Genomic DNA, 9,757 nt, shown 5'->3' on the forward strand with positions numbered 1-9,757 from the left:
GCTCAGCCGAGCAGACGCGCCAGCGTCAGCAGCGCCAGTAAGAGCATCCACAGCACAACGCTGCGCCACACCAGGCCAACCGCACTCGCGAGGTGCGCCAGTTGCGGTTCAGGACGCGCAGCGACACCGTCCCCCTCTTCGACAACGCCCTCGCGCGAACTCAGTCGCACGTTGAGCGCGCCCGAGGTCGCCGCGAGCACCACGCCGTCGCTGCCTGGTGCAAACAACTCGGCCTCGCCGCGCCAGCTCGCCACGGCCTCTTCGAAGTTGCCGACCACGGCGAAACCGAGTGCAGTGGCCCGCGCGGGCAGGTGATCCACCCACTCCCAGGCTCGGGCACTGGCCTTCTGCAGCGGCACGCTGGGCGTCCCATCGGGCCGGGCCTTCCAGTTGCGAGACAGGTACTCCGCCATGCGGTACAGCACCGCACCCGCTGGTCCCAGTCCCAACAGCCAGAACACCACGAAGGCCGCCAGCACCCCAAACACATGGCGGTGTGCGGCGAGCACCGACTGTTCGATCACCTGCCTCAGCAACTCGGCTCGCGGCAGGCTGACCGTGTCCACGTGCAACCACTGCGCCAGCTTCTCGCGCGCCCGGGCGTCATCCCCCTCTTCCAGCGCCTGGCGAATGTCGGTGAAATGGTGGCTGAACTGGCGGAACCCCAGCGTCACGTACAAGACGATCACCAGCCACACGAACGCCAACACGCTGCTGAACTGCCACAAGCCCCAGTACACCAGCGCAGCACCCAGCGCAGGCGCACCCGCCGCCAGCGCCCAGGCCAGCCAGCCGTGTCCCGGCTGTCCGGTGTCGAGGTTGCGCCGGACCATGCGGGCCCAGCCACGCAGACCGGCATGCACCGGGTTGTCAAACCCCAGCGGGCGGGTCTGCTCAATCAGCAAAGCGATGAGGATGGCGAAAAAACTCATGGCGCCATCATAGCGACGGGGCGTGAAGCCTCAGGCGATCAGCAGGCGGTAGAGGTTGCGCAACATGCCGGCGGTGGCGCCCCAGATGAAGCGCTCGTGGGCGCCGTCCTGATAGGGCATGGCGTACCACTCCCGCATCACACCGTCCCACTCAAACCCATGTCTGTGGTGATTGGCCGGGTCCATGAGGAAATCCAACGGCACCTCAAACACATCGTCGACTTCATGTGGATTGGGCTGAAGCGCGAAACCCGGTCGCACCAGCGCAACCACCGGCGTCACGGTGAACGAGGTGCCAGTCACGTACTCAGGCAGATGTCCCAGCACCTCGATCCAGTCGGCCGACAGGCCGATTTCTTCTTGCGTCTCCCGCAAGGCCGCGGCGGTCGCATCGGCATCGGCCTCATCCAGCTTGCCACCTGGAAAAGCGATCTGCCCGGAGTGGGTCGACAGGTGGGCTGTGCGCTGGGTCAACAACAAGGTCGGGCGCTCGTGCATGACCAGCGGCAGCAACACAGCGGCATGGGCAGGCGCGCGGTCGGCGAACCTCTTTTCTTTGATCAGCTCCGGGGTCCAGATCGGCGGGCTGTTGAACAACGCACGCAAGCCCGGCACCGTCAGGCGCTGTGGAGCCGGTGGACGCAACCCCGAATCACCGGCGCCCTTCAGCACCGGCACCTGGCGCGGATCGAACGAAGGGGGGAAACGCTGGGGCAAGGGATCGGACATGGTTTCGAAGCATAGGGCACGACACAGCGTGCGGCGATCAGGCACAAAAAAGCCGCTCCTTGGAGCGGCTTTCTTTTCAAGGCAGCGGGAGCGGTCAGACGCCCTGCTGTTGTCCGTTCGCTTACGCGCCCAGCTTTTCCTTGATGCGGGCCGACTTGCCGCTGCGCTCGCGCAGGTAGTACAGCTTGGCACGGCGCACGGCACCGCGGCGCTTGACTTCGATGGCGGAGATCAGCGGGCTGTACAGCGGGAACGTGCGCTCCACGCCTTCGCCGTTGGAGATCTTGCGCACGATGAAGCTGGAGTTCAGGCCACGGTTGCGACGGGCCACCACCACGCCTTCGTAGGCCTGAACGCGCTTGCGGGTGCCTTCGATCACGTTCACGCTGACGATCACGGTGTCGCCAGGGGCAAACGCCGGGATGGTTTTGTTCAAGCGAGCAATTTCTTCTTGCTCAAGGGTCTGGATGAGGTTCATGGTTTCCTGATTTCACGATCATGCCCGCGCTGCACTAAAGGCCACGAATCCGGCAGGGGCCCTGTCCAACGGTTGCCAACGGATTGGCGCTTGCTGCGGGCTGGCCCGGTCACGGCGGCCGGTCAGAGGATCGAAAAGCTTTTGATTATAGCTTTTTTGGCTGGCGCAGGAAAGCTTCATCGGCTTTGGTGAGCCTGCCAGCCTCCCTGGCCTGCACCAGCAAGTCGGGCCGCTGGCGCTCGGTCAGCGCCAGGCTCTGCTCGCGGCGGTAGCGGGCGATGCGTTCGTGGTGCCCTCCCAGAAGTACCTCTGGCACGGCCATCGGCCCCTGGGGGCCTTGCCAGACCTCAGGCCGGGTGTGGTGCGGACTGTCCAGCAGACCATCCAACGCGGGGTTGAAGCTGTCCTGCTGGTGGCTGCCCTCGTCGCTCAAGACGCCGGGCATCAGACGGGCCACCGAATCCAGCAGGGCCAGCGCAGCGATTTCGCCGCCCGAGAGCACAAAATCACCCAGGCTGATCTGCCGGTCCACACAGGTGTCGATGAAGCGCTGGTCGATGCCTTCGTAGCGGCCGCACACCAGTACCGCGCCTGAGCTGGCCGCCCACCCGGTGGCGCTCGCGTGATCCAGCCGCTGGCCGATGGGAGAAAAGAGCACCACCGGAGCGCGGGCGTCCCCAGGTTCGGCACGGTCGGCGCGAATGGCCTGCAGGCACTGCCACAGTGGCTCGGCCATCATCACCATGCCCGGACCACCGCCAAACGGCCGGTCGTCCACGCGGCGGTAGTTGCCCTCGGCGAAATCGCGCGGGTTCCACAACTGGACATCAACCTGTTTTGATTCGAAAGCGCGGCGCGTGATGCCGCTCTTGAAGAACGGCTCGAAGAGCTCTGGAAACAGGGTGATGACGTCAAAGCGCAAGGCGCGCTCCGTCAATAGTCGGTCTGCCAGTCGACGGTGATCCGGCGGGCCTTGAGGTCCACATCGTCCACGTAGGCGCCGACAAAGGGAATCATGCGTTCGGCAGTCTGCTCCTGACCGTCGATGGTTTCGGTGTACTCCATCACCAGCACGGAGTTCGGTCCGGTGGGCATGAGGTCGCGCACGACGCCCATGTGCAGGCCTTCGCGGTTGACCACCTCCAGGCCGATCAGGTCGACCCAGTAGTACTCGCCCTCGGGGGTGGCGGGGAAGGCGCTGCGCGGCACGTTGATGCGAACGCCCTTCAGGGCTTCCGCACCGGTGCGGTCGTCCAGGCCTTCCAGGCGGGCGACGATGCCGTCGGAATGGGCCTTGATCTCGGCCACACCGATGCGAACGACGCCCGAAAACGCAGAAAAGCCGCGCGCGAAGCGGGCTTCGGGCGGCTGGAGAAACCATTCGGAAGTTTCAAACAGGGCCGAGGTGTCGGCGCTGTGCGGCAGGATGCGAACCCAGCCTTTGATGCCCCAGGCTTCCTGAATCCGGCCCAGTTCGATGGCATCGTCCGGCAAGGACGCGGCGGCGAATGGGCTGTTGGACATGCGGAAAGAGGCAGACCGGCCAACCCTGGGCGGGCTGGCCAGGCCGATCAGGCAGCGACGGCCTTGGCGGCGTTTTGCTTGACCAGGCGGACCACGGTGTCCGACGGCTCGGCACCCACGCTGGTCCAGTAGGACAGGCGATCCTGAGCGATGCGCAGGGGCTCTTCACCACCACGGGCCAGCGGGTTATAGAAGCCGATGCGCTCAATGAAGCGGCCATCGCGGCGGTTGCGCTTGTCGGCAACCACGATGTTGTAGAACGGGCGCGACTTGGAGCCGCCGCGGGAGAGTCGAATGACGACCATGATTTATCCTTCGGGTGGAGAAGCCCCAAGATCGGAGCTTCAGTGGGTTTTTTTGGCTGAATAAACCCAATTCATTGCGGCGCCTGAGACACACGACTGACCACCCGGCCAGCGAAACGCCACAAAACCCGCGATTATAGCCCGTGTGGCACACCTCGCAGCACCAACTCTTCAATCCATCTCCTTGCCCGACATGCCCCTGATCCGCCCCAGCCGCGAAGACGACCTCGACGCCATCACCCACATCTACGGCCATCACGTGCTGCACGGCACCGGCACCTTTGAAACCACCCCGCCCAGCGTGGCCGACATGGCCGTGCGGCGTGCGGACGTGCTGGGCAAGGGCCTGCCCTGGCTGGTGATCGAGGAAGGCGGGCAGGTGCTGGGCTTTGCCTATGGCAACTGGTTCAAGCCGCGCCCGGCGTACCGTTTTTCGGTGGAAGACTCGATCTACCTGGCACCGGACACCGCCGGCAAGGGCTTGGGCAGGGCCCTGCTCGCGGAGCTGATGGCCCAGCTGGAGCGCAGCGGCGTGCGCAAAGTGATGGCGGTGATCGGCGACTCGGCCAACGCCGGATCGATCGGCGTGCACCGCGCGCTGGGCTTCGAGCAGGTGGGGGTGGTGCCGTCCTGCGGCTGGAAGTTCGGCCGCTGGCTCGACATTGTGATCATGCAGCGCAGCCTGGGCGCAGGCGACAGCACCCCGCCTGAAGACAGCGGGAGCGCCGCATGAGCGCAGCGCCGGGCCGCCCCAAGCAAGCTCGCACCGCAGCTCGAAGAGCGGAGGTCTCCTTATGAGCCGCCCCAAGAACAAGACCCTGACCGTGTGGCTCGCGTTGCTGGGCGGCAGCATGGGCCTGCACCGCTTCTACCTGCGCGGACTGGGCGATTGGCTCGGCTGGCTGCACCCCATCGCCGCGGCGTTGGGTTGGTGGGGCGTGGAACGGGTCCAGACCTACGGGCAGGACGACCAGTTGTCCTGGGTGCTGATCCCGTTCCTCGGCGCGAGCATCGCAGTGGCCTGCCTGGTGGCCATCGTCTACGCGCTGAGTGATCGTGCGAAGTGGAATGGCTGGTTCAACCCCGGGCTCGACAGCGAGTCGGCTGCGGGCGGCACGAACTGGCTCACCATCGGCGCCCTGGTGCTGGCGCTGCTCGTCGGTACCACCGCCTTCATGGGCAGCCTGGCCTTCGGCATCCAGCACTACTTCGAATACCAGATCGAAGAAGCCAAGAAAATCAGCCAGTAGCGGACTCCCCCCGCGCCGCACCTGCGGTGCGTCACCCCCCGAGGGGCAACGCGAGCGGCCTGGCAAAGCCAGTTCCACCGCGTTCTGGTGGGAAGACACTTCGCTCCGGAACGTCAGCTGATTGCGGCCATGACCAGCATCACCAGACTGAGGGTGAACAGCGCCAGCACCGTGGACAACCCCATGGCCGCCGTGGTCAGTCCCTGGTCCACCTCGTAGCGCTGAGCGAACAAAAACACGTTGGCACCCATCGGCAAGGCGGCGGCCACGACCATCACGGTCAGTGGCAGGCCGGTGATGCCCCAGGCCCAGGCTGAGGCGCCCACCAGCAAGGGCAACACCAGGTTCTTCGACGCCGTGATCCACATGGCGGGCTTGAGGTGTCCTCCCAACGGCGTGCGCGCCAGCGTGACGCCCACCAGCACCAGCGCGATCGGCCCGAAAGCGCTGCCGAGCAGTTGCAGGGGCTTGTCGACCACGGTGGGCAGCGTCAGCCCGGTCTGGGCGAACAGCAGGCCGCTGATGATGGGCAGGGGAATGGGATGGATCAGCGCGCCCTTGAACGCGGACCACGCGGTTTCCAGCACGTGAGGGGCACGCTCACCCCCGTCTCGCGCCTCGCGCGCCACCACCAGTTCCAGCACCACCGAGCCCACCGTGAGCAAGATCAGCGCGTGCACCGACACCAGGGTGAGCAGCGTGACCAGCGCATCCTTGCCATAGGCCAGCTCCACCAGCGTGATGCCGATCATCACCATGTTGGAGAACACGCCACCGAGCGCCATCACCACGCTGCTGCGGGTGAAGCCACGCCAGGCAATCGAAGCGAACAGCAACAGCAAAGCCGCCGGGAAATAGGCCAGCAGCGGGCGCAGGTCCAGCGTCTCCACATGCACAGCACTCATGGTGCGGAACAGCAGCGCCGGGATCAGCAGCAGGAAGACCAGGTTGGAGAGGTCCTTGACAGCGGACTCGCGTATCCAGTTCAGCCGCCCAGCCAGGTAACCGAGCGCGATGAGCAGGAAGACCGGGGTGAGAGAAACAACGACGGGGTGGGTGCTGAGGTTCACCCGGGAATCGTACCGTGAGGGCCTTGCCCTTTCAGCTCGACAGAGGACGAACAGCCTTCATGCTGCACGAAGCAGCGCCCACTCAATTCACCCCAACAGCTTCGGTGATCCGGTAGTACAGGCCATAAGGATCGTCTTGCAGGACGTGGAACTTGCCCTCGACGACCACGGCGTTCAGGCTGTATTTCACCGGCTCCCGCGTGCGCACCTCGACCATGCTCTCGGGCCCCCCGGGCGTGCAGAACGAGCAGGTCGGCGGCACCGAGGCCAGCAGGAAATGGCGCTGCTGCTCACCCGGGCCGAGCGGCACCATGAAGCCCTGCAGGCGCTGCGTCTTCTGGTTCAGCGCCGCCACAGCCGGCGTGTACACCGGCACGATGCGGCGGTTCTGGATCTTCGTCTTGATGTCGGTCAGCACCGACCAGGCCACCACATCGGCGCGGGCAGCGAGCGGCGCAAACGGCGACAGCGGGCTGTGCACCCCCGGCCCCTGCCCCGCCACATGCGGCACGGCGGGTGTTGTCCCCGAACCCGACTCCGATGACGGCTTGCTGGCCGGAGCGGTACCCAGCGGCGATGACAGCTGAGCGCCAGCCAGCCCGGAACAACAAGCCAACAGCAACAAGGCGCCACGAAAGAGAGGATTCATATAAGAAGAGAGGAAATTCACGAACCAGAACGCGGTGGAACCGGCTTCGCCGGGCCACTCGCGTTGCCCCCTTGAGGGGGTGACGCGCGCAGCGCGGCGCAGGGGTGGACCATCAATGTCAATGGCTGTGTTTCATCCCACAGTATTTTCCAATGGCCAGGCCCTTGCAAGCGGTCTGAAGTTCCGCCATGCAGACCTTTTCACCTTTGCCCGCTTCCATGCATTTGGCGGCGGCCTCGTGGGCGGCGGCCATGGCGCGGTGGCGCGCAACGTCTTCCTTGATCTCCTGGTCAGAGTGCTGGGCCATGGCGGCCGTGGCCATGAAAGCGCAAAGAGACAGGACCAGAGCGGATGGCTTCATTTCATTCACCTCGTGTTCAACAGTTGGGTCACATCGACCCGGTAGGCGCTGACGGCCGGCACCAGCGCCGCCACCACCGCCACGACAAAGGCCAGCACCGGCACCCACCCTTCAGCGGGAACCCATTGCCAGCCCGAAATGGCGAGCGACTGCTCGGCCATCAACAACGCGCCCATCAAGGCCGTGAGCCCGTGCGCAGCCAGCAGGCCCAGCGCACAGGCCAGCGCAGCCAGCCAGAGCGATTCACACAGCAGCAAGGCTCCCACCTTCAGCGGCGGTGCGCCCAGCATGCGCAGCATGGCGAGGTCGGCGCGGCGCTCGCGCACCGCGCTCCACAGTGCAATGAAGACCGACAGACCCGCCACACTCAGCAGCACCGCGCCCAGCCCCTGCAGCACCCGCGTGCCGACGCCAACCATGCTCAAGAGGCGCGTGATCTCCAGCGCGGGCGACGCCGCCTGCATGGGCGTGTTGTCGTTGATGAAGCGCGGAAAAGCCATGGCCGCGAGCGGGCTGTTGTAACGGATCAGCGCCATCGTGACCTCGCGGTCGGCCTCAATGGCGGCGCGGTCTTCTTCGTCCATGTCCTCGGTCGCGTGCATCTCGTCGTGCAGCTTCCAGACCGACTCGGTCGCGGTCAGCACCAGCCGGTCGAGCACGCAGCCGCAGGGCGCGAGCACGCCGGTCACTTGGTAGAGCGCCTCGCCGTGCTCGGCGCCGCCGTTGCCCAGGCCGTGAGCCCCCGCGAAATCCTGCCCGACCACCAGCCCGGTGGCGCGGGCCACCTGCGCGCCCAGCACCGCCTGCATGGGCTGGGTCCAGAGCGCGCCCTGCGCCAGCGTCGTGCCGTAGTGAGCGGGGTAATCGTGCGTGGTGCCAACGATGCGAAAGCCCTGCAGGTTGTCGCCCAGGCTGAGCGGAATCACCTGCGCCACCTGCGGGTGCGCCTGCAGCTGTTTCATGTCGTCGAGCGCGATGTTGCCCGGCGGCACGTCGAGGTGGAACACGCCCGCCAGGATCAGTTGCATCGGGCTGCCCTTGGCGCCGACCACCGCGTCAATGCCCTGCAGGTCGCGCTCGAAGGCGCGGTCGATCTGGTCTTTCGCGATCAGCACAAAGGCCATCGACGCCAGCCCCAGCGTGAGCAGCAGCAGGTTGAGCACCGTGGCCAGCGGCCGCGACCAGAGGTAGCGCCAGGACAGGCTGAGCACGTTCATGCGGCGGCCTCCTGATGTATCGCACGGAAGTTGAGCACCGGCGCGGCTGGAAGGGCGTTCACCACCCGCGCGTCGTGGGTGGCGATCACCAGCGTGGCGCCGGTCTGGGCCGCGCCATGTTGCAGCAGGGCCAGCGCGGCGGCACACGCTGCGTCGTCGAGGCTGGCGGTGGGCTCGTCCACCAGCAGCACCGGCGGGCGCAGCAACAAGGCCCGCGCCAGCGCGACACGCTGCGCCTGCCCGCCCGAGAGCTGCGAGGGCTTGCGCGCGGCGAGCGCGCCCAACTCCAGCGCCGCCAGCGCCCGTTGAATGGCCGCCCGGTCCACCGGCTGGCCGCTGGCGAAATACACCAGCGCCAGGTTTTCGGCCACGCTGAGCGCTTCGCTGAGAAACAGTTTCTGCGGCAGAAAGCCGATGCAGCGCGCGCGCCAGCGGTCGCGCTCGCCGGGCTTTTGCAGCGCCACCGCCTGACCCGCCACGATCATCTCGCCCGCCTGCGGCGTGAGCAGGCCGGCGGCCAGCGCCAGCCAGGTCGACTTGCCACTGCCCGAGGCGCCGCGCAGCAGCAGCGTGCCGCCCTGCGACACCGCCACATCCTCAAAACGCAGCGCCGGACCACCGGGGTGGGCGTGGCTCAAACCCCGCGTTTCGATCACGGCAAGGGCTCCCCGCCGGCGTCTGCGCCCGGCACACAGCTCGCGCAGGTGCCGTGGATCGACACATCGACGCGCAGACCCTGGTGGCCCAGCCCGGCCAGCGTGCGAAACAGGTCGCTCGCCACGGCCTGCGTCGGCGCGCTGGCCTCGGTGAGGCGGAACTGGCGGTGACAGGCGTCGCACTCAAAACGGGGCGCCGTGCCTTCGCCGGTGTCGGCCAGACCGTAGCGCCAGGTGCGCGCGCCGTCGTCGGCGTGGCGCTGCAACACGCCGCAGGCGGCCAGGCGGTCGAGCAGGCGGTAAAGCGTGACGCGGTTGATGTCCAGCCCGCGGGCGGTGAGCGAGGCCAGCGCCTGTGCATGGCTCAGCGTGCCTTGCGGATTGGCGAGAAACAGGCCGAGCACGGCGCGCGTGGCCAGGGTGCGGCGCAGGCCCGCCGCTTCCAGCCGGGTCTGGATCTCGGGCGGCACGGCGGCGGGTTCTTTGGTGGGACGGGTGGACATGGGTTCGCCTCGATTATTGCAACAAAGTTGCGTTAATATCGCCATCCTTGCGAATTAACGCAATTCAGTTGCAACAGTTTAAA

General features: G+C 66.5%; 14 protein-coding genes. 2 read left to right on the forward strand and 12 right to left on the reverse strand.

Annotated elements, in window-relative coordinates:
* Positions 1-2: 2 nt before the first annotated feature.
* The 6 genes from B0E41_RS21500 to rpsP form a co-directional block, all read right to left on the reverse strand.
* Entirely contained in the window at positions 3-932 is a 930-nt protein-coding gene (locus B0E41_RS21500; protein ID WP_077334302.1) for a CobD/CbiB family protein, read from the reverse strand.
* A 30-nt stretch (positions 933-962) separates the two neighbouring features.
* Complete coding sequence (locus B0E41_RS21505; protein ID WP_077334304.1) at positions 963-1,661, reverse strand: CoA pyrophosphatase; 699 nt, start codon at positions 1,659-1,661, stop codon at positions 963-965.
* A 121-nt stretch (positions 1,662-1,782) separates the two neighbouring features.
* Positions 1,783-2,139: a 50S ribosomal protein L19 gene (gene rplS / locus B0E41_RS21510; protein WP_077334306.1), complete on the reverse strand. Its 357-nt coding sequence runs from the start codon at positions 2,137-2,139 to the stop codon at positions 1,783-1,785.
* A 145-nt stretch (positions 2,140-2,284) separates the two neighbouring features.
* Positions 2,285-3,061 carry a tRNA (guanosine(37)-N1)-methyltransferase TrmD gene (gene trmD / locus B0E41_RS21515; RefSeq protein ID WP_077334308.1) on the reverse strand — a complete coding sequence of 259 codons (777 nt, stop codon included), beginning with the start codon at positions 3,059-3,061 and terminating at the stop codon, positions 2,285-2,287.
* 11 nt (positions 3,062-3,072) lie between these two features.
* Complete coding sequence (gene rimM, locus B0E41_RS21520) at positions 3,073-3,663, reverse strand: ribosome maturation factor RimM (protein ID WP_077334310.1); 591 nt, start codon at positions 3,661-3,663, stop codon at positions 3,073-3,075.
* 47 nt (positions 3,664-3,710) lie between these two features.
* A complete protein-coding gene (gene rpsP, locus B0E41_RS21525) occupies positions 3,711-3,968 on the reverse strand; it encodes a 30S ribosomal protein S16 (protein ID WP_077334312.1) in 258 nt (85 codons plus the stop codon).
* 193 nt (positions 3,969-4,161) lie between these two features.
* Here rpsP and B0E41_RS21530 point away from each other — a divergent pair, with 193 nt between their 5' ends.
* Together B0E41_RS21530 and B0E41_RS21535 are read left to right on the forward strand one after the other, a co-directional pair.
* Entirely contained in the window at positions 4,162-4,701 is a 540-nt protein-coding gene (locus tag B0E41_RS21530; protein ID WP_077334314.1) for a GNAT family N-acetyltransferase, read from the forward strand.
* A 61-nt stretch (positions 4,702-4,762) separates the two neighbouring features.
* Positions 4,763-5,218 (forward strand): TM2 domain-containing protein, encoded by a 456-nt coding sequence (locus B0E41_RS21535; protein ID WP_077334316.1) that lies wholly within the window; start codon positions 4,763-4,765, stop codon positions 5,216-5,218.
* A gap of 113 nt (positions 5,219-5,331) precedes the next feature.
* On the opposite strand, the gene B0E41_RS21540 is transcribed toward B0E41_RS21535, so the two are convergent.
* The 6 genes from B0E41_RS21540 to B0E41_RS21565 all read right to left on the reverse strand — a co-directional run bounded on the left by B0E41_RS21540 (position 5,332) and on the right by B0E41_RS21565 (position 9,674).
* Positions 5,332-6,288, reverse strand: coding sequence for an AEC family transporter (locus B0E41_RS21540; RefSeq protein WP_077334318.1), 957 nt, complete (start codon positions 6,286-6,288; stop codon positions 5,332-5,334).
* Positions 6,289-6,370: 82 nt separating this feature from the next.
* Positions 6,371-6,937, reverse strand: a complete 567-nt coding sequence (locus tag B0E41_RS21545; protein WP_077334320.1) for a DUF3299 domain-containing protein — start codon at positions 6,935-6,937, stop codon at positions 6,371-6,373.
* A 118-nt stretch (positions 6,938-7,055) separates the two neighbouring features.
* Complete coding sequence (locus tag B0E41_RS21550) at positions 7,056-7,298, reverse strand: hypothetical protein (protein WP_077334322.1); 243 nt, start codon at positions 7,296-7,298, stop codon at positions 7,056-7,058.
* 5 nt (positions 7,299-7,303) lie between these two features.
* Complete coding sequence (locus tag B0E41_RS21555) at positions 7,304-8,515, reverse strand: FtsX-like permease family protein (RefSeq protein ID WP_077334324.1); 1,212 nt, start codon at positions 8,513-8,515, stop codon at positions 7,304-7,306.
* On the reverse strand, positions 8,512-9,171 hold the full coding sequence (locus B0E41_RS21560) for an ATP-binding cassette domain-containing protein (protein ID WP_077334326.1): 660 nt from the start codon (positions 9,169-9,171) through the stop codon (positions 8,512-8,514). The genes B0E41_RS21555 and B0E41_RS21560 overlap by 4 nt, the downstream gene beginning before the upstream one ends.
* Complete coding sequence (locus tag B0E41_RS21565; protein WP_077334328.1) at positions 9,168-9,674, reverse strand: hypothetical protein; 507 nt, start codon at positions 9,672-9,674, stop codon at positions 9,168-9,170. Before B0E41_RS21565 ends, B0E41_RS21560 begins: the two co-directional genes overlap by 4 nt.
* Between the last annotated feature and the right edge of the window lie 83 nt (positions 9,675-9,757).

The sequence above is a fragment of the Hydrogenophaga sp. A37 genome (assembly GCF_002001205.1).
In the GTDB taxonomy this organism is placed as follows: Bacteria; Pseudomonadota; Gammaproteobacteria; order Burkholderiales; family Burkholderiaceae_C; genus Hydrogenophaga.